14 protein-coding genes are annotated in these 21,653 nt (G+C 67.6%); 9 read left to right on the forward strand and 5 right to left on the reverse strand.

All coding sequences use genetic code 11. From position 1 onward, the window contains the following. Positions 1-125 precede the first annotated feature (125 nt). Both ACODR1_RS03760 and ACODR1_RS03765 read right to left on the reverse strand, forming a co-directional pair. On the reverse strand, positions 126-266 hold the full coding sequence (locus tag ACODR1_RS03760) for a PQ-loop domain-containing transporter (protein WP_334348973.1): 141 nt from the start codon (positions 264-266) through the stop codon (positions 126-128). 144 nt (positions 267-410) lie between these two features. Next, positions 411-1,277 carry a DUF1206 domain-containing protein gene (locus ACODR1_RS03765; protein WP_488879254.1) on the reverse strand — a complete coding sequence of 289 codons (867 nt, stop codon included), beginning with the start codon at positions 1,275-1,277 and terminating at the stop codon, positions 411-413. A gap of 223 nt (positions 1,278-1,500) precedes the next feature. On the opposite strand from ACODR1_RS03765, the gene ACODR1_RS03770 reads away from it, so the two are divergent. The 3 genes from ACODR1_RS03770 to ACODR1_RS03780 all read left to right on the forward strand — a co-directional run bounded on the left by ACODR1_RS03770 (position 1,501) and on the right by ACODR1_RS03780 (position 7,195). Continuing rightward, positions 1,501-4,824 carry a TRCF domain-containing protein gene (locus ACODR1_RS03770; RefSeq protein ID WP_488879255.1) on the forward strand — a complete coding sequence of 1,108 codons (3,324 nt, stop codon included), beginning with the start codon at positions 1,501-1,503 and terminating at the stop codon, positions 4,822-4,824. 135 nt (positions 4,825-4,959) lie between these two features. Next, on the forward strand, positions 4,960-5,469 hold the full coding sequence (locus ACODR1_RS03775) for a pyridoxamine 5'-phosphate oxidase family protein (RefSeq protein ID WP_488879256.1): 510 nt from the start codon (positions 4,960-4,962) through the stop codon (positions 5,467-5,469). A 1,030-nt stretch (positions 5,470-6,499) separates the two neighbouring features. Beyond that, the gene (locus tag ACODR1_RS03780; RefSeq protein ID WP_488879257.1) at positions 6,500-7,195 is read left to right on the forward strand and encodes a Crp/Fnr family transcriptional regulator; all 696 of its coding nucleotides are present in this window, start codon (positions 6,500-6,502) and stop codon (positions 7,193-7,195) included. Between the two features lie 46 nt (positions 7,196-7,241). Here the strand turns inward: ACODR1_RS03780 and ACODR1_RS03785 are convergent, their stop codons facing one another. Together ACODR1_RS03785 and glgA are read right to left on the reverse strand one after the other, a co-directional pair. Next, positions 7,242-7,478 carry a hypothetical protein gene (locus tag ACODR1_RS03785; RefSeq protein ID WP_116570197.1) on the reverse strand — a complete coding sequence of 79 codons (237 nt, stop codon included), beginning with the start codon at positions 7,476-7,478 and terminating at the stop codon, positions 7,242-7,244. Next, positions 7,475-9,139: a glycogen synthase GlgA gene (gene glgA, locus ACODR1_RS03790; protein ID WP_488879258.1), complete on the reverse strand. Its 1,665-nt coding sequence runs from the start codon at positions 9,137-9,139 to the stop codon at positions 7,475-7,477. Before glgA ends, ACODR1_RS03785 begins: the two co-directional genes overlap by 4 nt. Positions 9,140-9,363: 224 nt before the next feature. Between glgA and glgB the strand changes: the two genes are divergently transcribed. The 6 genes from glgB to ACODR1_RS03820 all read left to right on the forward strand — a co-directional run bounded on the left by glgB (position 9,364) and on the right by ACODR1_RS03820 (position 20,181). Continuing rightward, positions 9,364-11,487, forward strand: a complete 2,124-nt coding sequence (glgB, locus tag ACODR1_RS03795; RefSeq protein WP_425267059.1) for a 1,4-alpha-glucan branching protein GlgB — start codon at positions 9,364-9,366, stop codon at positions 11,485-11,487. After that, entirely contained in the window at positions 11,484-13,586 is a 2,103-nt protein-coding gene (glgX, locus tag ACODR1_RS03800; RefSeq protein ID WP_488879259.1) for a glycogen debranching protein GlgX, read from the forward strand. Before glgB ends, glgX begins: the two co-directional genes overlap by 4 nt. After that, positions 13,583-15,310, forward strand: coding sequence for a malto-oligosyltrehalose trehalohydrolase (gene treZ, locus ACODR1_RS03805; RefSeq protein ID WP_488879260.1), 1,728 nt, complete (start codon positions 13,583-13,585; stop codon positions 15,308-15,310). The genes glgX and treZ overlap by 4 nt, the downstream gene beginning before the upstream one ends. Further along, complete coding sequence (malQ, locus tag ACODR1_RS03810) at positions 15,307-17,262, forward strand: 4-alpha-glucanotransferase (protein WP_488879261.1); 1,956 nt, start codon at positions 15,307-15,309, stop codon at positions 17,260-17,262. Before treZ ends, malQ begins: the two co-directional genes overlap by 4 nt. Continuing rightward, positions 17,259-19,757 (forward strand): malto-oligosyltrehalose synthase, encoded by a 2,499-nt coding sequence (gene treY / locus ACODR1_RS03815; RefSeq protein ID WP_488879262.1) that lies wholly within the window; start codon positions 17,259-17,261, stop codon positions 19,755-19,757. The genes malQ and treY overlap by 4 nt, the downstream gene beginning before the upstream one ends. A 79-nt stretch (positions 19,758-19,836) precedes the next feature. Further along, positions 19,837-20,181, forward strand: a complete 345-nt coding sequence (locus tag ACODR1_RS03820) for a hypothetical protein (protein WP_133244857.1) — start codon at positions 19,837-19,839, stop codon at positions 20,179-20,181. 309 nt (positions 20,182-20,490) lie between these two features. Here the strand turns inward: ACODR1_RS03820 and ACODR1_RS03825 are convergent, their stop codons facing one another. Beyond that, positions 20,491-21,591, reverse strand: coding sequence for a sensor histidine kinase (locus tag ACODR1_RS03825; protein ID WP_488879263.1), 1,101 nt, complete (start codon positions 21,589-21,591; stop codon positions 20,491-20,493). Positions 21,592-21,653: the final 62 nt, after the last annotated feature.

The following is a 21,653-nucleotide window of genomic DNA, read 5'->3' on the forward strand; positions in this document are numbered from 1 at the left end:
TGACGGCCTCAGGCTGAGCGTCGCTCCAGGATCGTCTTGGAAATCAGAATCGCCGCCGACAGCCCTAGGCAGACGAGATTGCTGAGCACCAGCGGCCAGCCTCCACGCAAGACGCCATAGACCGTCTAAAGCGTGAAGCCGGCAACCGTCAGGGCGAACATTCGCAGCGAGACGGCTGAAGCATCGCCCTCACGCCAGATCTTGATCAACTGAGGCACGAAGCTCCCCATCGAGCAGAGTGCCGCGCCGAGCCCGATCAGCGCCACAAGGTCATTCCGCCCAGCCTACCTGCCATTATCCGCAATAAGCGATCGGGGCGCCGATGGTTTCACTCAGCCGCGACCAGGGGGTGGGCGCGCGGGCTTCTCGCGAAGCGGCCTTGGCGCGAGCGATGCGATCGTCCCCGCCCATCAGGCGAGCGCCCGGGCGGGACGGATGCGTCGGAAAACCGCCTCTACGAAACCAAAGAGACCAAAGGCCGCCAGCCCCAAGGCGATCAGACCCAGGACCCAGGATCCGAACGGCTGGCGTTCAAGCGCCTGCAGAGCGCCGCCCCAGCTGTGAACGTCAGCACTACGCGCCTCCAGCCCCGCCTTCAGGAGGAAGACGCCGGCCGGCAGGGTGGCCAAGCCCCGCGCCCCATAACCGATCCGGGCCAGCGGCGCGACGACGCGGCAGAGACGCGCATCGCACGCCAGGCGCTTGGAGAAATCCTGCATCAGGCCCTGGACGACGTTGCCTATCCCGACGCCGACGAGCGTCAGGCCCGCCGCCAGCAGCAGCGCCTCGCCGTGGGGCCAGTTCAGGACGGTGGCGGCCGCGCCGTGGGCGGCCTGTTCCTCATCGGCCTCTCCGACATCCTCGAAAGCGTCGAGCAGTTCCAGGCCCCAAAGCCCGAGCCCGCCGTATATCAGCCCGCTGGCGGCTTGACCGACGCGCACGGCGATCGCCTTGGGCGACACGCCATGGCGATCGGCGTCGAGGCCGGCCTGCAGGCCGCGCCATATCGCAAAGCCCATCAGGCCCAGCGAGACAAGAGTCACGATCACCAGACCAGGCGGCCAGGCGGCCCAGGCCGCCAGCATCGCCTTGGCGCCGCGCGCCCGCGGCGTCAGATCGACAGCGGCCATGAGCACGATTGCGCCCAGGCCCAGATAGACGACGCCGCGGGCGGCGTAACCGAGTCGGCCGGCCCATTCGAGCCCCTGAATGATCTCATCCCGCGCCGCAAGGCGCCTGAGACGCCGCGCCCACGGCTGTGCTTCTGCTCGCCACAATTTGCGATCCTCGCGCCTGCGCCAACGCCCAAGCGCTGCCGTCGGGCAGGCTGAACGGCGCCCTCCCCGCGAACGTTCCGTGATTGATGCTGCGCCCAGGTCAAAAGATCGCCGGGCGGCCTCGTGGGCTCCTCCCTGAGCAGCGCCTGCAACCTCCTCTGGCATGAAGTGTTTCGGCCCTGCACGCGGCGGCGCGGGCGCGTCTTCAAGAGTTTTTTTCCCCATGTCCCAGGCCGCGAGCCCCATCCCCACCGTCGGCGAAATCCTGGCGCCGGGCGCTCGCAACCACCGCGCGTCCAGCGCGCCAAGCATCCAGCCGCCCGCTTCGGCCGTGGCGCTAGCCCTCTCGCGTAAAGCCGCCAAGGGCCAAGCCACCCTCGTTCACCTGGCGTCCAGCGAACGCCGCGCCGAGGAAATCGGCCGGGCCCTGGCTGGCTTCGCCCCCGGCCTCGAAGTCCTGGTGCTGCCGCCGTGGGACTGCCTGCCCTATGATCGCGCCTCGCCGTCGCGGGATGTGATGGGGCGGCGCATGGCGATCCTCGGGCGACTTGCGCAGCCGGCGGGCCGGCGGGTTTTGGTCACCTCGCCCGAGGCTATCGTCCAGAAGCTGCCGCCGGCGGCGCTGGCGCGCGAGACGGCGCTAGAACTTCGGCGCGGCGACGTGCTCGACTGCCAAGTGCTTGGCGACTTCGCCGCCGCCGCTGGATATGTGGCCGACGAGCGCATCGATGAGCCCGGCGAGATCGCCTTCCTGGGCGAGGTCATCGACATCTTCCCCGCGGACGGCGCCTGCCCGGTGCGTATCGCGCTCGACGCTGGCCGGATCGCCGAGATACGAACCTTCGACCCCTTGAGCCAGCGCTCGTCCGGCGAGCTCGAAACCCTGCGCCTTGGCCCGGCGAGCGAGCTGATCCTCAGGCCCGGCGCCGATGGCGCGGTTCCCGAGCGGCAAGCCGGGGCCGAGCACGCCATGGTCGACCACTACGGCGTACTGGTCTCGCTGTTCGAGCTTTTGCCCAAGGCCAGGCTTTCCATGGACGTCAAGGCCGCGGCGCGCCTTGACGAGGTGGAGGCTCACGTGCTGGACGCTTTCGAGGCGCGAAAGACGCTCGGCGGGGCGGGCCCTGAGCCTGGCGCGCCCGGAGACCTCAACCTCCTGGGCGCGGACCTGAAGGCGGCGCTCGCCAGCTGGTCGGCCGTGCGCCTGGAGACGCGCGGCTTCGAACCGGTGAGCAACCTTGCTCTCCAGCGCAATCCCGGCCGGGCCTTTTGCGATCTCGTCGACCATCATCGTCAGGCCGGGCGTCGCGTGGTCTTGACAGGCTTGGGGCAGGAGCTTCGGCCTCTTGCCCGGGCTCTGGCCCGTGGTCTTGAACTCAAACCGCTGCCTTGCGCCGAGTGGGCGCAGGCGCTCGCCAGTCCCCTGGACGCAGTGGTCAGCATCGAGCTTGATCTCGACACCGGCTTCATCGAGGCGGCCAGCCAGCTTGCCGTGATCGCCGCCAGCGACGTGGTCGGCGGGCGCACCGCCGCGCGCGGCGCGACCAACCTGCAGGATCTTTTGGCCGAACCCGAACTTCGCCCCGGCGACGTCGTCCTGCACGAAGATCACGGGGTGGGGGTGCTGCGTGATCTGGCCCGGATCGAGGTTGACGGCGTAGGCCATGACACCTTGCAACTGGAGTATCATGGCGGCGACATTCTGCAGGCGCCCGTCGAGGAGATCGGCCGCGTCTGGCGTTACGGGGCCGAAGAGAGCGCGGTAACCCTCGACCGGCTCAAGGGCGAGGGTTGGTCCAAGCGGCGCGCCGAGGTTCATCAACACCTGGAAGCGGCCGCCGCCCGACTGGTGGCCCTGGCCAAGGCGCGTGAGGAAAGGGCCTGCCCGCCCATCGTCGCGCCCAAGGCGGCCTACGCCAAGTTCGCCGCTCGCTTTGCCTATCCCGAGACGCCCGATCAGTCGGCCGCCATCGAGGCGGTCCTGGCCGACCTCGCCAGCGGACGGCCCATGGACCGTCTGGTGTGCGGCGACGTCGGCTTTGGCAAGACCGAGGTGGCCTTACGGGCGGCCGCCGCCGTGGCCCTGAGCGGGCGCCAAGTGGCCCTGGCCGCCCCGACGACGGTCCTGGCTCGCCAACACGTCGAAACCTTCAAGCGGCGGTTCTGCGGCACGGGGATCGGCGTGGCTCACCTGTCGCGCCTGGTCAGTCCCGCCCAAGCCCAGGCGGTCAAGCAGGGCCTGGAAGCGGGCCAGATCGGCGTGGTGATCGGCACCCAGGCCCTGGCGGGCAAGGACATCGGCTTTAGTGACCTTGGGCTGATGATCATCGACGAGGAACAGAAGTTCGGCGCGGCGCTAAAGGCGAAATTGCGCGCCATGGCCGTGGACGGCCATCTCCTGACCCTGACGGCCACGCCGATCCCTCGGACCCTGCAAGCGGCGATGATCGGCGTACAAGATGTCAGCGTCATCGCCAGCCCGCCCGCCCGCAGGCGTCCTATCCGCACGTTCCTGGCCCCTTTCGATGCGGCCAGCCTGCGCCTGGCGCTCATGCGCGAAAAGCGCCGGGGCGGGCAGAGCTTCGTCGTCGTGCCGCGGATCGAGGACATCGATCTGCTGCAGGCCCAGTTGGCCAGCCTCGTCCCTGAGCTGCAAGTGCGTGTGGCCCACGGCGATCTGGCCGCCGAGGCGGCCGATGCGGTGATGGTCGGCTTCGCCGATGGCGACGGGGACGTTCTTCTGGCCACCAACATCGTCGAGAGCGGGCTGGACGTGCCGCGGGCCAACACCATGGTGGTCTGGCGGCCCGACCGCTTTGGCCTGGCTCAGCTTCATCAGCTGCGCGGCCGGGTCGGCCGGGGCCGCATTCAAGGCGTGGCCTATCTTTTGTCGGATCCGGATGAGGACCTTTCCGAGGCAACCCGCGCGCGGCTTTCGACGCTGGAGGCGTTTGATCGCCTGGGATCGGGCCTGGCCATCAGCGCCCGGGACCTGGATCTGCGCGGCGGCGGCGATCTGGTCGGCGAGGATCAGGCCGGACATATGCGAATGATCGGCGCGGGGCTTTACCAGCGCTTGCTGGCCGGAGCCCTGCGGGTGGAGTGCGGCGAGGCCGAAGACTGGACCCCCGATCTGCAGCTTGGCGAGCCCGGCGCGATCCCGACCGCCTACGTGCCCGACGCGGTGACCCGGATCAATCTCTACGCCCGACTGGCGAGAATGGAAGACCAAGTCCAGATCGACGCTTTCGAGGAAGAGCTGGAGGATCGCTTCGGCGCCCTCCCCCCGCCGGTCGGCACACTGCTTGACGACGCGCGCCTGCGGCGCCTGGCCAAAAGCGCGGGGGTGCGTCAGGTGCGCGCCGGCCCCAAGGGGGTGTCGCTCACCCCGGCCAGCGCTTCGCCGGCAGAGGCCATGACCGCCCTGTCGCGGTGGCGCGAGGTTCTGACGGTCCGCGAGGACAAGCTCGTCGTAGCCAAGGCCAGCGACAGCGAGGTCGAGCGCCGCGCGCTGGTCCACGCCTTGCTTTGCGCGCTGAGCGGCTAGAGGCGATCGCCTCAACTGTCCCGCGGCCTTGCCGCCGCCCGCTGGATGATTGCCGGGCCGGCCGCACTTGTCCCTAAGCCTGCAACACAGCCGCGCACCGGCGCGTTGGCTTTGTTCACATCTAGAGGGCCTTCGATGACCAAGGAACGCAGCGACGACAATCCCAAGCCGCCCCAAGAGGTCGCCGACCGGATCTGGGAGCTGGCCGAGAAGATCGACATCGCGATGTTCACCACCTGGGACGGCGAGCAGCAGCACAGCCGGCCGCTTTCGGCACGGGTGCGCCGCGACGAGCACGCCGTCTATTTCCTCGTCGATGTCGAAGGCGGCAAGAACGACCAGGTCGAGCACTTCCCCGCCGTTTCCTGCGCCTGGGCCGACAACAGCCATTACAAATACGTCGTGATGGTCGGTTCGGCGCGTCTCAGCAACGAGCGCGAAAAGATCGCGGCGCTGTGGTCCGACTTCGACAAGGCCTGGTGGGAGGACGCCAGCGACCCCTCCATCCGCCTGATCACCTTCACCCCCGACCAAGGTGAGCTCTGGGACAGCCCCGGCAAGGCCGTGGCGCTGGTCAAGATGGTCCTGGCGGCGGTGACCGGCGCGGCCCCGCAAATGGGCGACAACGCCAAGGTCGATCTGTAAGGCGGCGGCTGATCCGCACGCGGTAGGGGCGAAAGCTTAGCCACGGCCCACCCTTTTCCAGCGCTCGGAAGAATGGCCGAACCATGCTCGCCGCGGGCTCGCCCGGGCCGCGGCGGCAGGCTCATACACTTACCGCTCAAGGAGCGGGTGGGCGCGCTGGCTGGCCGGGCCACTCAACGCCCGTCACGCCAAATCGAACTTCATCGCCAAGTCATCCGCGCGAGCCAGGACCAGCAGGCGCTCCAACTCGCCAGGCTCTCCTGCCTCGTGCGCCTATGGTCTCACGGCTTTCGGCCCATCGCCAGCGGCGCGGACGCCTGGCTGACATCGACCCAGCTGAAGCTTTCGCCTCGCGCGCGGGCCTCCTCGCATAGTCTCGCCGCGCAGGCCCTCGCCACATCCACCTCGTCGAATTCCTCGACAAGGTCGCTCCCCAACAAGACGCCGAAGCCTGCCCTCGACCGCGCGACGATAATGATCATTTGATAGGATCGCGCGGCGCCGCAATCGGTTTCAGCCGCCGAAGGGGAATTTCGCCTGCCCCCCGAGACAGGCGCAAAACTCGAGAACTTGGATGCCGCAGACGTCTGCCGAGGGCGGTGCCGGGCCGCCGCGCCGTCGGCGCCAGGGCGATATTGAGGTGATTTCGAGCCGCTGGCGATCGAAACGCCAGGGTCCGATCGGAGCGGTATTCCACCTTCCCAAGCCTCGTCCGGACCGCTCGCCTGCGAAGATCTCGGCCGGCCAGCCCACGCTTTGGGCTGGTGTGGGTCCGCTCAGCGGCAAAGCGATACGGCAAGGCCGCCTTCTCCGGCTGGAAAATGAGAACCGGCTTCAGGCTAGATCGGCGCGACGAGGCTCAGTATGGCGGCATGGCGCAGCGGTGCGCGGCAACCTTGCTGATCGATCGTCACAAACCATAACCCAGGATAATGCGCGACCTTGGGTTCTTGGCGATCCGGGGCCCATGGATGAGCAAGCAGCGGCGCGGGCCGGCGCACCCGGGCGCCGAGGGGGACACCTTGACGAAGTGTTCGATCTTAGCGGCGCCGAACGTGCGGCGCTGGCGGCCATCTTGGGTCCCGCCCAGCATCTCCCGCGAGACCATGTGCTCAAGCGCGACGGAACCGAGCCGACACACCTCTTCCTGCTCGTCGACGGCTGGGTGGCGTCGTCGATCACGGTCGCTTCCGGTCGACAGCAGACGGTCAAGATCCACCTGCCGCGCGATGTCCTAGGGACGCCAAGCCTTTGTGTGACCCGGACGGCCGAATGCCTGACGGCGCTCACCCCGATCACGGTGCGACCGGTGTCGCGCGGCGACCTGATGGGGGTGTTGGCGCGTTTCCCGCGCATCGCGGCGGCGCATTTCCTAGGCGCCCAGCGCGAGCGCTTAACACTGATGGAGGCCCTGGCTCTGATGGGACAGACCGACGGATCGGTGCGCATCGCCGGCATGCTGGTCGAACTCTTCGACCGCTTGGGCGCGCTTGGCCTGGCCGAGCAAGGAACCATGCCTTTCCCGCTGACCCAGGGCCAGGTCGGAGATCTTGTGGGCCTTAGTCCTGTCCATGTCAGCCGAAAATTCGGCGCGATGGAGTGCGCTGGCCTCATCCAGCGCGGCGTGCGCACGATCAACCTGCTGGATCTTCGGCGGCTTCGGTCGATGACCGGCTTGCCTCGGCACGCCTTTGTGCGCGAACCGGAGTGGATCAACTTCACCTGACCGCGGCAGGAAAGCCCCAAGGTCGCTCCAGTCCGCCTTAAGGCTCCTATCTGCCAGCCTGCTCGGCGAGGCCGAAACTGCTGATCAGCAGATCGACGGGAAAGCTCGAGAGCCGGACCACGCCGCCTTGCGCCGCTGGCCCGTCGGGGAACTGGCTGGCGTCGATCCTGGCCACATCGGCCAGTTTTTCGAACGCCTGCCCCATGGACGGGTCGGCCGGGATCAGCACCACGGCTTGGGGGTGGCACTCCTGCAGCAGCTTGATCAGTTCGGCGACGATCATCGTTCTTCAACCCGACGCAGGCTCGGGGCCGTCGCCGTGCTTCTGGGCGATGTCCGGCGGGTTGTAGCCCGTCGGGGCGCTGGCCCGGGGGAGCCGGGCTCACCGGCCTCGTAGGCGGCAAAGCTGCGTGGCTCGCTGGGGCTCGCCGGCGCGATCGACACCAGCGCCGTGGTGGTCACATCGTGGGCTGGAGCGCGGAGAGGCCGCGCCGCAAGGCGCGCGAAAAGCGCGGCGTATTCGGCGGCCGACACGCGCCAGGAGCTATCGGAGGCCATGGCGTTGAGCTGGACGCGCCGCCAGCTGACCGGATCGCGGTAAAGAGCGCAGGTTCGGCGGATGGCGTCTTCAAGCATGTCCTGGGTGGCCGGCGCGAACTGTACGCCGGTGGCGGCCGAACGGGCGATCCCGGCTGTGTTGGCGTCGATGATGGTGTCTGACAACCCACCGGTGCGCGAGACGACCGGGACGGCCCCATACCGCATGGCGCAAAGCTGGGTGAGGCCGCAGGGCTCGAAACGCGACGGCGCCAGGATCGCGTCAGCGCCAGCCTGGATGAGATGGGCGAGGTCTTCCCGGTAGCCCAGGAACCTGCCCATGGCGCCGGGATAGCGCTCGGCGGCCTGCGAGAACGCGGCCTCGTACCGCGGCTCGCCCTGGCCGCAGACGATCAGCTGGGCGCCCTCGGCAAACAGCACCGGCAGGGCGCCCAGCAGCAGATCGACGCCCTTCTGGTCGGTGAGCCGGCTGAGGATGCCAAAGAGCGGGGCTTCGGCGTCCGGACGAAGGCCAAATTTGGCTTGAAGAGCCAGCTTGTTGATGGCGCGACGTTCGAGCGTCTCTGCCGTATAGCGAGCGCTGATGTCGGTGTCGGTCTCAGGGTTCCAGACGTCCGCGTCGATGCCATTGAGGATGCCGACCAGCGATTTGGCGCGGGTCTTCAAGAGCCCGCCCAGGCCCATGCCGCCCTCTTCGGTGGTGATCTCCGCCGCGTAGCTTGGAGAGACGGTGGTGACCTGATCGGCGAACTGGATGCCGGCTTTGAGAAAGCCGACGTCGCCCCAGTATTCGACGCCGTCGATGGCCATGGCCTCCGCCGGCAGCCCGAGCTTGGTCCGCAGGCTTGCCGGGAACAGTCCCTGAAAGGCCAGATTGTGGATTGATAGGACGACCGGCGGCGCCCGGAGCCGGCGTTCTTTCTGCGCATAGTGGAGATAGGCAGGCGTCAGGCCGGCGTGCCAGTCGTGAGCCTGGATCACATCGGGGCGGTAGTCAGCCAGGAGGCCCAGGCCGATTTCGGCGGCGACCTTGGCCAGGGCGGCAAAGCGCTGACCGTTGTCAGGCCATTCGACTCCCGGCGCCTGCAGATAGGGATTGCCGGGTCGATCATAGAGGTGAGGCGCGTCGATCACCAGGAGGTCCAGAGCGCCCGCCCTCGCACGCAGCAGCCGGGCCGGCGCGCCCATCAGGCTGGCGAAACGGTGTACCATGTTGGGCGTTTCCAGCGCGGCTTTCACAGCCGGATAGCCGGGGATCAGGGTCACGACCTTGACCCCCTCGCGCGCCAGAGCCAGCGGCAGCGCCCCGACGACGTCGGCCAGGCCGCCGGTCTTGATCAGGGGGAAAATCTCCGCGGCGACCGAAAGGATGCTGGCGGCGCTCATCTGACGGCGCCGAATTCAGGCCCCTGATGCGCCTCCTCGCAACTGCACAATAAACTCTGCCAAGCCCCGAACGCCATCGCCGCTACTCCCTGAGATGCCTCGGAAACAACGGGAGAGAGCAAGGGTTCCGGGAATATTTTTTGATGGCTCCCGGCACAGATTGATCGCCTGATCGTTGTGCACTCGCAGCAATTTGGAGATGTCGGGTGGGGTTGGAGAGTGCGGTGTCCTGGGCGTCCGATCCGTTCGGCTACCTTGGACGCCACGGGGACGTTGTGCGCACCTTTCAGCCCGGCGCGGCGGGTGTCGAAGTCATCTCTCGCAAGAGCCGCCGACGCCTTGGCCGCCTCCAGGAGGCCTCGCCGGGCCTCTTCGTCGGCGAAATCAAGCCGACCGCAGACTACGCCCTGCGCGTGCTGTGGCCCGACAGCGCTTGGGAAACCGAGGACGTCTATAGCTTTGGTCCGGTGCTCTCAGAGGCCGACCTGACCGCGATCATACGGGGCGAGGTCACCGGCATGGCCGATCGGCTCGGCGCCGTCCCCCGCGCGCTTGAAGGCGTCGAGGGCGTGGCGTTCAGCGTTTGGGCGCCCAACGCCCGGCGGGTGAGCCTAGTAGGCGACTTCAACAGCTGGGACGGGGAGCGCTATCCCATGCGCCTGCGCCATGAGGCGGGCGTCTGGGAGATTTTCATTCCGCGCCTCGCCGCTGGCGCGCGCTACAAGTTCGATGTCGAGGGCGCCGACGGGTCCGTGCGCCGCAAGGCCGACCCCCTCGCTCGCGCCACCGAGATCCCGCCGGCCACCGCCTCGATCGTCGCGCCCTTACTCGACCATGCCTGGGGGGACGACGGCTGGATGGCCGACCGCGCCGCCCGCCATCACGCCGGCGCGGCGATCTCGATTTACGAGGTCCACGCCGGATCCTGGCGACGCCCCTGGGACGGTCACCAATGTCACGACTGGGACGCCCTGGCCGACCACCTGATCCCCTACGTCGCCGGCCTCGACTTCACCCATGTTCAGCTGATGCCGATCATGGAGCATCCGTTTGGCGGCTCCTGGGGCTACCAGCCGCTCGGGCAGTTCGCGCCTTCCGCACGCTATGGCGCGCCCGAGGGACTGGCCCGCTTCGTCGATCGCTGCCATCAGGCGGGACTGGGCGTCATTCTCGACTGGGTCCCGGCCCATTTTCCCAGCGACGCCCACGGGCTGGAGCGCTTCGACGGCACGGCCCTCTACGAACATGCCGATCCGCGTGAGGGCTTTCACCCGGACTGGAACACCCTGATCTACAATCTGGGCCGAGACGAGGTCGCCAGCTTCCTGGTGGCCTCGGCCCTTTACTGGCTGGATCGCTTCCACATCGACGGCTTGCGTGTCGATGCGGTGGCCTCGATGCTCTACCGCGATTACAGCCGTAAGGCCGGCGAGTGGACGCCCAATGTCCATGGCGGGCGCGAGAACCTGGAATCCATAGCCTTCCTGCGTCGCCTCAATGCGGCGGTCAGCGAGCACTTCCCAAGCGCCATCACCATCGCCGAGGAGTCGACCGCCTGGCCGGGCGTGACCGCGCCTGTCGATCAGGGCGGTCTTGGCTTCTCGTACAAATGGAACATGGGGTGGATGAACGACACCCTGCGCTACATGCATCGTGATCCGGTCCATCGCGGCTGGCACGGCGGAGACCTGGCCTTTGGCCTCACCTACGCCTTCACCGAGGGCTTCGTCCTGCCGCTTAGCCATGACGAGGTCGTCCACGGCAAGGGCTCGCTGCTGTCGAAGATGCCGGGCGACCGCTGGCGCCAGTTCGCCAACCTACGTGCGCTCCTGGCGCTGATGTGGGCCCATCCTGGCAAGAAGCTGCTGTTCATGGGCGGCGAGATCGGCCAGTGGCGCGAATGGGACCACGACGGCGAGCTCGATTGGGCCTTGCTCGAGACGCCTGAGCACGCCGGGCTGCAGAGCCTGGTCGGCGATCTCAACCGTATCTATCGCCAGGAAGGCGCTCTGCATCACACTGACGCGGATGCGCGCGGTTTTGGCTGGATCGCCGAGAACCACGATCGCGACGGCGTCTTTGTCTTCGAGCGCCGCTCCTTCCATGGCGGCGCGCCCTTGATCGTGGCCGTCAACATGACGCCCGAGCCGCAGATGCGGCGAGTGCGCGTTCCGCTGGAAGGCCGCTGGACCGAGATCCTCAACACCGACGCGGCCGTCTATGGCGGCGGCGACCTTGGCAACCAAGGCGGGGCGAGCGCCTTTCCCAATCCCGACGGCCCGGCCCTGGACCTGACCTTGCCGCCGCTGGCCGCTGTCTATCTCCGTTACGAAGGACCTAGCGCTTGACCCCCTCGCCCGAACGCCTGGACGCCGGATCGCCCTATCCCCTGGGCGCCACTTTCGATGGTCTTGGCGTCAATTTCGCGGTGTTCTCAGCCAACGCCGAGCGCATTGATCTTTGCCTCTTCGACCCATCGGGCCGAAAGGAACTGGCCCGCTATCCCCTGCCCGAGTGCACCGACGAGGTCTGGCACGGCTATCTGCCCGACGCGCGCCCTGGCCAGCTTTATGGCTTTCGCGCCTATGGCCCCTACGCGCCCGAACAGGGCCACCGGTTCAATCCCAACAAGCTATTGCTGGACCCCTACGCCCGCCGCCTGGCCGGTCAGCTTCGCTGGACCGACGCCCTGCACGGCTACCATGTCGGCTCGCCGCGCGCGGATCTTTCCTTCGATCGTCGCGACAGCGCCCCGGCCATGCCCAAGTCGGTCGTCACCGCCGACGCCTTCGACTGGGAAGGCGATCGCCGGCCCAACACGCCCTGGTCGGAGACGGTGATCTACGAGGCCCACGTCAAGGGCCTGACCGCCCTGCTCGAAGAGGTCGGCCCCAAGGATCGCGGCACCTTCGCGGCCCTCTCCCACCCCAAGGTCATCGAACACCTCAAGCGCCTGGGCGTCACGGCGCTGGAACTGCTGCCGGTCCACGCCTTCACCCAGGATCGCTTCCTGCAGGAGCGCGGCCTGTCCAACTACTGGGGCTACAACACCCTGGCCTTTTTCGCGCCCGAAGCGCGGTATCTCGCCAGCGGCAGCCACGATGAATTCCGCCTGGCCGTGCGCCGACTGCACGCCAGCGGCATCGAGGTCATCCTCGACGTCGTCTACAACCACACCGCCGAAGGCAGCGAGATGGGTCCGACCCTGTCCCTGCGCGGTCTCGACAACGCCACCTACTACCGCTTGGTCGCCGACAACCCGCGCCACTGCATCAATGACACGGGCACCGGCAATTCGCTGAACATGGCCTCGGCCCGGGTCATCCAGATGGTGGCGGATTCGCTGCGCTACTGGGCCCAGTCCTTCCGTGTCGACGGCTTCCGTTTCGATCTGGGCGTGACGCTTGGCCGCGAGGGCGACGCAGGGTTCTCGCCTGGGGCGGCCTTCTTCGACGTCCTGCGCCAGGATCCTGTGCTGGGCCGGCTGAAGCTCATTTCCGAGCCATGGGACATCGGTCCAGGCGGCTACCAGCTGGGCCACCATCCACCCAGCTTCGCCGAATGGAACGACAAGTTCCGCGACACCACCCGGCGCTTCTGGCGCGGCGACGCGGGCCAACGGCCGGATCTGGCCGCGCGGCTCTCGGGCTCGGGCGACCTTTTCGATCGACGCGCCCGCCGCCCCTGGGCCAGCATCAACATGCTGACCGCACATGATGGCATGACCCTCAACGACGTGGTGAGCTACGATGGCCGGCACAACGAAGCCAACGGCGAGAACGGCCAGGACGGGCACAGCGAAAACTATTCGCGCGGCTGGGGCGCCGAAGGTTCGACCGACGATCCGATCATTCAGAACCAGCGCGACCGAGTGCGCCGCTCGATGCTGACGACGCTGATGGCCTCGCTCGGCACTCCCATGTTGCTGGGCGGCGACGAGTTTGGCCGCACCCAGAACGGCAACAACAACGCCTACTGCCAGGACAACGAGATCAGCTGGTTTGACTGGGATCAGGCGGCCAAACAGTCCGGTCAGGCGTTGGTCGACTTCACCGCCAAGCTTATCGCGCTTCGCAAGGCCCACCCTCTGCTGCGGTCCGGCTCCTTCCTCTACGGCCAGGACGAAGCCGCGCCCGGCGTTCTCGACATCGAATGGTTCGATGAGCGCGGCCAGCCATTGTCGGAGGACGACTGGCGCAATCCGGAGGGCCGCGCCCTCCTGATGCGCCGCGCCCGCCGACTTGCCGACGGATCGCTGGAACTGATCGCCCTGGCGATGAACGGCGCTGGCGAAGCCCTCACCTTCGTGCTTCCGACTGAAGGTTTGACTTTCGAGCGGCTCATCGACAGCGCCGACCCTGACGCCGAACCCGCCCCTGTCGGCGAGATGCTCGACCTACCAGGCGGTGCGGCGGTCATTCTGCGCGGGGTCGGGGAAGCACGATGAATCACGGACCCGCCTGGCTTGGCGATGGGCGTGTCCGCTTGCGCCTCTGGGCGCCGGGGCAGGAGCGCGTCGCCGTGGACCTCGACGGGCAAGGCGTCTTCGTCATGAACCGGCTGGCTGATGGCTGGTTCGACTACGAGACTGAAGCTGCCGACGGGCAGAAGTACCGGTTTCGGATCAACAACGACCTCGTCGTGCCTGATCCGGCGGCTCGCGCCCAGGCCGACGACGTGCACGGCTGGAGCGTCCTGGTCAGCCCTGAAGGATATGCGTGGCGCAATCCCGAGTGGCTTGGCCGGGCCTGGTCGGACGCAGTGATCTATGAAGTTCACCCCGGCCTGCTGGGCGGTTTCGCCGGTGTAACCGACCGGCTGCCCGCGCTTTCGGGCCTAGGGATCACGACGTTGCAACTGATGCCGGTGAACAGCTTTTCGGGGTCGCGCAACTGGGGCTATGACGGCGTCCTGCCTTACGCCCCCGCCGGCGCCTATGGCTCGCCGGACGACCTGAAGGCCCTGGTCGATGCGGCCCACGGCCTGGGGATGATGGTGCTGCTCGACGTGGTCTACAACCACTTTGGCCCCGACGGTAACTACCTGCCGGCCTACGCAAAGTCCTTTTTCGACGAAGCGCGTCACACCCCGTGGGGACCGGCCATCGCTTTTGGCGAGGAACCCGTGGCGCGGTTCTTCATCGAAAACGCCCTCTATTGGCTGGAGACCTTCCGTTTCGATGGGTTGCGCTTCGACGCCGTGCACGCGATCGCAGACAACCACTTTCTAGACAGGCTCGCCGCGGAGGTGCGCGCCCGTTGTCCAGACCGCCACATCCATCTCGTACTGGAGAATGAGGGCAACGACCCTGACCGGTTGTCGGGCGGCTATGACGCTCAGTGGAACGATGATTTTCACAACGTAATGCATGTTCTGCTGACGGACGAGACCAGCAGCTACTACCAGGACTTCGCCGATCGGCCCGCCGAGCGTCTGGCTCGCAGCCTGGCGGAAGGCTTCATCTACCAGGGCGAGGGTTCGCCCAATCACGACGGCAGGCCGCGGGGCGCGCCCAGCCGGCATCTGCCGCCGACCGCCTTCGTCAATTTTCTGCAGAACCACGACCAGGTCGGCAACCGGGCGCTCGGCCAGCGGCTGACGACGCTGGTTGCTCCCGAACGCCTGAGGGCGGCTATGGCGCTCCTTTTGATGTCGCCGCAAATCCCCATGCTGTTCATGGGCGAGGAGAGCGGCTCGGAAACCCCGTTCCTGTTCTTCACCGATTTCCACGACGATTTGGCCGACGCCGTGCGCGAGGGCCGTCGGCGCGAATTCGCCAAGTTTCCAGCCTTCGCTGATCCGCAGGCCAGAGCGGCCATTCCAGACCCCAACGCCGCCCCGACCTTCGAGGCCTCGCGTCCATCGCCCGGCCCGGACGCCGAAAGCTGGCGTCAACTGATCGCAACCCTGCTGCGCCTGCGGCGCGATAATCTGGCGCCCCACATCGACGGCGCAAGCAGCCTTGGCGCATGCGCGATTGGCGCCAAGTCCGTACAAGCCGCCTGGCGCCTGGGCAGCAAGACCTACACAGTGGCCGTCAATCTTGGCGAGGTCGCCGCGCCACTCTGCCCCGCCCCGGCTGGACCTCCACTCGTCGTGGTGGGCGATCGGCAGCTGAACGGCCAGATACCGCCGGCTTCGTTCGCCGCCTGGCTGGCGCAAGAACCATGAGCGACACCGCGCTGTTGGCGCTGGCGGACGCGGCGGGCGTGCTGGTCGAATGGACCGATTTCAACGGCCGCGACCGTCGGGTCGAACTGGACACTATTCGAGCGGTGCTGGTTGCGCTCGGCCACGATGTCGCCTCGCCCAGTCACGCCCTGGCGGCCATTCGAGAACGATCGTCCCCGAAGCTGCTGATCGGGCGGGTCGATACGCCGATCAGGTTTGCAGGCGCCCGCCGGGGTCGTGTTATCCTGGAGGACGGACGCACCCGGGACGCCGCCTCAGACGCCGATGATCTGACCCTGAGCGTCTCCGAACCAGGGTATCATCGCCTCGAGCTGGACGACCGCACGCTGGAGCTGGCGGTCTGTCCCCCCCGCTGCCTGACGCCACGCGATCTGTTGGGCCGCGACGCCTGGGGACTGACCACCCAACTCTACGGCTTACGTGAGCATGGGACCTTCGGCGACTTCAGCGCCCTGGCCGTCCTCGCCCGCGCGGCCGGCCAAGCCGGCGCCGACGCCCTGGCGATCAGCCCGACCCATGCGCTTTTTCCCAGCGCGCCACAGCGCTGCAGTCCCTACTCACCGTCGAGCCGCGACCACCTCAATATTCTCTATGCAGATCCCGCGGCCCTCGGCGCGGCCCCCGCAGCTCGGGGCGGGCCTGAGCTGATCGATTGGCCGCAGTCGGCGGCCGCCAAGCTCGCCAGGCTGAACGCTGCCTATCACGCCTTCGCCGGCGAGCAGCGATTTACGGACTTCGTCGCGGTTGGCGGCCAGGAACTTCGTCGCCACGCGATCTTTGAGGCGCTCGAGGAGCGCCTGGCGCATATCTTCGGCGCGGGCGGCTGGCGCCGCTGGCCCGAGGCGTACAAGGACGTCGCCCACGCCGAGGCCGTCGTGGAGCAGCTTGGTCTTGGCGACAGGGTCGGCTTTTTTCTGTTCGCACAATGGCTGGCCGACCTTGGCCTGCAGCAGGCTCAGGCCTCGGCCAAAGGCGCCGGCATGGGCATAGGACTGGTCTCGGACCTCGCCGTCGGCCTCGACCCCGGCGGCTCGCACGCTTGGAGACGGCCCCAGGAGCTGATGCTCGGCCTGACTCTGGGCGCTCCGCCTGACGCCTTTCAGGCGGCCGGACAAGGCTGGGGTTTGACCAGCTTTGCTCCCGACGCCCTTCGAGCCGCCGGCTACCAACCCTTCCTCGACACCTTGCGCACGGCGTTGCGGCACGCCGGCGGGGTCCGTATCGACCACGCCCTGGGCTTGGGGCGGCTGTGGGTGATCCCGGATGGAGCATCCCCCGACCAGGGCGCCTATCTGCGCTATCCCATCGATGATCTGCTGGCGCTCATCGCCATGGAGTCGCGCCGGGCCGGAGCGGTGATCATCGGCGAGGATCTGGGCGTCGTGCCGCCAGGTCTGCGCGAAGCCCTCGACGAGCATGGGCTGCTGGGCATGCGGGTCTTGCCTTTCGAGCGCGAGGAGACCGGGGCCTTCATTCCACCTGAAAACTGGGACCGGCGCGCCGTGGCCATGACCAGCACCCACGACCTGCCGCCGGTCGCCGGCTGGTGGCGCGGACGCGACATCGAGTGGCGCGAGCGCCTGAATGCGCCCGGCGACCGCCAGGCCGAACGTGTCGAGCGCGTTGACGACCGGGCCGCGCTTTGGACGATGGCCTCGCAATCCGACCTGGCCCAGGGCCCCGTTCCCTCGCCGCACAACCCTGATCCCTCCGTCGAAGCCGCGATGGCGATTGTCGGGGCGAGCGCCTGCGAGTTGGCGCTGATCCCGATCGAGGATGTGTTGGGCCTGGAAGAGCAGCCCAACCTGCCCGGCGTCGTCGATGTTCATCCCAATTGGCGCCGGCGACTGCCGGTGGCGAGCGAGGCGCTCCTGGCCAATCCCGTCGTCGCCAGCCGGATCGCCCGCCTGAACGCTCAGAGACCCCGATGATCCCCTCAGCGACCTATCGCGTGCAGTTTCACGCCGGCTTCACCTTCTCGAACGCGGCGGCTTTGGCGCCTTACTGGGCCAGACTGGGGGTGAGTCACATCTATGCCTCGCCGATCGCCACAGCCCGAGCAGGCTCCGCCCATGGCTACGACGTGGTGGATCCCCTCAAGATCAATCCAGCACTGGGCGGCGAACAGGGCTTTCGCGACATGGTTGAGGCGCTGCGGGCCCAGGGCCTGGGCGTCGTCCTCGACATCGTGCCCAATCATCTGGCTGTCGGCGGCGGCGACAACGCATGGTGGCTGGATGTCCTGGAGAACGGCCCGGCCAGCCCCTTCGCCCGGATGTTCGACATCGATTGGGCGCCGGCCGATCCCGACCTGGCAGGAAAGCTGCTCGCTCCGTTCCTCGGAGCCCCCTACGCCGAGGCTCTCGCCGCGGGGGCCATCCAACTGGACATCGAGCCCGATCGCCTCTCCGTCCTGGCTCATGGCGCCCACCGCTTCCCGCTGCGCCGCTGCGACTACGCCGAGGTTCTTGCCGCCGCGGACGCCTCGCGGATAGAGGACGTCGATCCTTTCCGCCTGGCCGCCGCCTACGATCCAGCAACCGAGAACGGGCTGGCGCGGTTGCACGATCTTTTGGAGCGTCAGCACTACCGCCTGGCCTGGTGGCGGACGGCTGGCGACGCGATCAACTGGCGGCGTTTCTTCGACATCACTGAGCTGGCCGGGCTACGTATCGAAGATCCGGTCGTCTTCGAGGCGGTGCATGCCCTGCCCCTGCGCCTCTATCGCGAAGGGCTGATCGACGGTCTGCGGGTGGACCATGTCGACGGCCTGGCCGACCCGCCGGCCTACTGCCGGCGACTGCGCGAGGCGCTGATCACGGCTGATCCAGCCCGCGAGGCCTGGCTGGTGGTCGAAAAGATACTTGGCGCGGACGAGCGCCTGGCCGCCGACTGGGGCGCGGACGGAACCACCGGCTACGAGGTCATGAACGATCTGTCGGCGCTGCAACACGATCCCAAGGGCGCTGGTCCCCTGGCCAGTCTTTGGCGACAGATAAGCGGACGTCCGGCCGATTTCGAGGCCGAGGAGCTCGACGCCAGACGCGAGATCCTCTCGGGCGGGTTCGCCGGCCAGCTGGACGCGGCGGCCATGGCCTTCCACCGGCTGGCGCGCTGGAACGTCGCGACGCGGGACCTGCCTCTTCCCGCCCTTCGCCGGGCCCTGGCGAGCTTGGTCGAGGCCTCCAGAAACTACCGCACCTACGCTGCCGACACCCGACAGCCGCCCCTCAAGGCCCTGGCCAGCGCCAAGGCGGCGCAGCCGGCGTCGAGCCTGGCGCTGGATCAGATCGCCGCCTGGCTCCGCGGCGAAGGCGAGGTTCCCGCCGACCTTCGGACCGACGCCGTGCGGCGCCTCGAGCAGCTCTCGGCGCCCGTCGCCGCGAAAGCTGTAGAGGACACCGCCTTCTATCGCTACGGCCGGCTGCTCTCGCGCAACGATGTCGGCTTCGATCCGGCCCGGCTCTCGATGTCTCCGGCGCTGTTTCTACGGCAGGCGACACAGCGGGGAGCAGCGTTCCCATCCAGTATGCTGGCGACGGCGACGCACGATCACAAGCGGGGGGAGGACGTGCGCGCCCGGCTGGCGGTGCTCAGCGAGATTGCCGCGCTGTGGGCGCAGCGGGCCAGGGCGTGGCTGTCGCTGACGCCGCTTGAAGGCGTCGATCCGGGCGATGCGCACATGCTGCACCAGATGATCGTCGGCGCCTGGCCGCTGGACCTCGAGCCGGCGGACGCAAAGGCGATGTCCGCCTTCGCCGAGCGTCTGGGCGGCTGGCAGCGAAAGGCGCTGCGCGAGGCCAAGCTGCGGACGTCTTGGACGGTGCAGGACGAGACCTACGAGGCCGCCAGCGAAAGCTATCTTCGCCGGCTGCTGGTCGACGGCGACGGCGCTTTCCGGCAGGACGCTCACCTCTTCGTCACCCAGATCGCGCCCGCCGGCGTCGCCAACAGTCTCGTCCAGACCGGCCTGAAACTCACCTTGGCGGGCGTGCCCGACTTCTACCAGGGAACCGAGTTCTGGGATTTCAGCCTCGTCGACCCCGACAATCGCCGACCTGTCGATTACGACCAGCGTCACGCGATGCTCGATCATGAAGGCGATGGAGACTGGCGCGCGGGCGCGACCAAACAGGCGCTCATCCGAGACCTGCTAAAGGCCCGGCGCGACCATCCGGACCTGTTCGCGGCGGCCATCTCGCCGCTGGAGATCAAGCGCCCCGTCTCCGATAACGCCGTGGTTTTCGAGCGCACCGCGGGCGAGCGCCGTCTGCTTGTCGTTGCGGCTATAGGCTGCGCCGACGCCTGCATCGCTCGCAACGCGCCGGTGGTGGATGAGACCTGGTGGCGCGACGCCGCCTTGCCGGACGGCCGACAGATCTCGCGCCTCACCAACGGTTCGCCGTTCTGGTGGGCGATCGAATGAGACCCTTGGTCGCGCCCGCGTCATGTTGACAGGACTCGCGTTCGGCGCGTCCATGGCCTGGCTTCTGGGGAGGGGCGCCATGGCCAAGTTCGAAATCGACTACGAAGAGAAGCTCTATCTGGCGCTCGCCGCTCTGCGCGGCGCCGGCTACGCCCCTCTTCGTCTGGTGCTGGATCGCGCCGAGCGTCTGGGTCCCACGAGCATCGAGCGGCTTGGGACCGGAGCGGTCCGCGCGCTCGATATCGAAGTGGACGTTCGGCCCGACGAGACCCCTCACATCGTCGCCAGCAAGGACGGTCTGACGCTCCTTGCCCCGGTGGCGCTACGCCGGCTGGCGCGCTGGCTCGCGGCCGACGGAGGTCAGGCTGAACCCATGGCGCTCGTTCCCGCCTACCGCGTGCCGCCGCTTCGGGTCGTGAGTTAGGAAAGCGCTGGCCTAATCGGCCCCATTGCCTGGATCTCCGGCCGTAGGGTCGTGGGTGGCGTCCGTCTTCTGGTTTGGATCAAGAGCCGGATGCGGCGGCGCCTCCAGGCCGCCTGGCTGCGTCGCCTGCGGCTGTTGCTCTTGTGGCCTGGCCTGATCCTGTTTGGTCATCGGCATCCTCCTTTGTCATAAGAAGACAATCCCGAACGCGTCGACTGGCTTCCCTCGCGGCGAAAGAAACCGCGCGCGGCGAGCCGGGTTGCGTGGAGGCCGACGTCGGCGAGAACGGATTTCATCACATCCTAGCGCTCATAGACCCCTGATGACGCACGTCACGCCCGTAGGAGCGAAGGTGACGTCTATGCCGCCGTCCACGTCACGATCCAGGGCGCGGGTCAGCAGCCGCATCCCGAAGCCGATCTGCCGGGGCTCTTCGACGGGCGGCCCGCCCTGCTCGCGCCATTCCAGCCTCATGCGCCCATCAGCGTCCTCACAATCGATGGACACGCGTCCCTGCTCGCGTGTCAGAACACCATACTTGACCGCATTGGTGGCGAGTTCATGCAAGGCCATCGCAACGGCGACCGCCTTCTGCGGCGGCAGTTGGACATCTTCCCCGCCAACGGCGAAGCGCGCCGCGCCGAAAGGTTCGATCGCCTCATGGATGATCCGCATCAGGCTGGCGGTGCGCCAGTCGGCCTGGGTGAGGACATTATGGGCGCGCGACAGGGCCAAAAGGCGGCCCTCGAACGCCTCTCTTGCCCCAGGCTGGGCCGCATCTCCGCAAAAGGTCTGGCCCGCCAAGGCCTGAACTGTCGCCAGAGTGTTCTTGACGCGATGATTGGGCTCATTGACCAGCAAAGACTTGGCGTCGAGGGCCTGCCTCAGGTCGGTGAAGTCGGTGAAGGTGCAGACAGCCAGAGGTCGTCCGGTTCCATCCGCGACCCGCTTGCAATCCCCCGATAGTCGCACGATCCGTCCATCAGGACGGCGGTAGAGCTGCTCCTCTTTCTCAATCGTCTCGCCTGAAAGCGCGCGGGCCCCAGGATAGTCCTCAGAAGCAAACGGGGCGCCGTCGGCGTGCATGGCGCCATAAACGCCAAATTGTTCCGCCGAGCGGGTCAGAACGTCGTGGCCGACGATGAGCGATGCGGCCCGGTTGTAAAGAACGACCTGGCGAGTCTCGAGCGAGAGCAGCACCTCCCCCACCGGCATCTCCTCCATTACAGCGTGCAGCTGGGCTCCCGCCTTCTGGTTCTCCTGGCTGGTCAGGACCGCCTCGGTGACATCGAGCGCCTGGACGAAGAGCCGCGCCTGGCCATCGGACGCAGGCTCGATCCGCCGAAGCAGAATGTCGAAATAGCGCTCCTCCGGCGGGACGTCAGGACGGGCTTGGAAGGGCGTGCGCATCTGGCGCCCCACATAGGGCTGGCCACCGTCCATGACCCTGGTCATCAGCGCGAAAAGTGCTG

The sequence above is a fragment of the Caulobacter sp. FG7 genome (genome assembly GCF_057808875.1).

What these genes read in the sequence shown, in the direction of transcription:
- ACODR1_RS03770 (WP_488879255.1), top strand. Translation starts at nt 1,501, where the DNA reads ATGTCCCAGGCCGCGAGCCCCATCCCCACCGTCGGCGAAATCCTGGCG.
- ACODR1_RS03775 (WP_488879256.1), top strand. Translation starts at nt 4,960, where the DNA reads ATGACCAAGGAACGCAGCGACGACAATCCCAAGCCGCCCCAAGAGGTC.
- ACODR1_RS03785 (WP_116570197.1), bottom strand. Translation starts at nt 7,478, where the DNA reads ATGATCGTCGCCGAACTGATCAAGCTGCTGCAGGAGTGCCACCCCCAA.
- glgA (WP_488879258.1), bottom strand. Translation starts at nt 9,139, where the DNA reads ATGAGCGCCGCCAGCATCCTTTCGGTCGCCGCGGAGATTTTCCCCCTG.
- treZ (WP_488879260.1), top strand. Translation starts at nt 13,583, where the DNA reads ATGAATCACGGACCCGCCTGGCTTGGCGATGGGCGTGTCCGCTTGCGC.
- malQ (WP_488879261.1), top strand. Translation starts at nt 15,307, where the DNA reads ATGAGCGACACCGCGCTGTTGGCGCTGGCGGACGCGGCGGGCGTGCTG.
- treY (WP_488879262.1), top strand. Translation starts at nt 17,259, where the DNA reads ATGATCCCCTCAGCGACCTATCGCGTGCAGTTTCACGCCGGCTTCACC.
- ACODR1_RS03820 (WP_133244857.1), top strand. Translation starts at nt 19,837, where the DNA reads ATGGCCAAGTTCGAAATCGACTACGAAGAGAAGCTCTATCTGGCGCTC.
- ACODR1_RS03825 (WP_488879263.1), bottom strand. Translation starts at nt 21,591, where the DNA reads ATGCGCACGCCCTTCCAAGCCCGTCCTGACGTCCCGCCGGAGGAGCGC.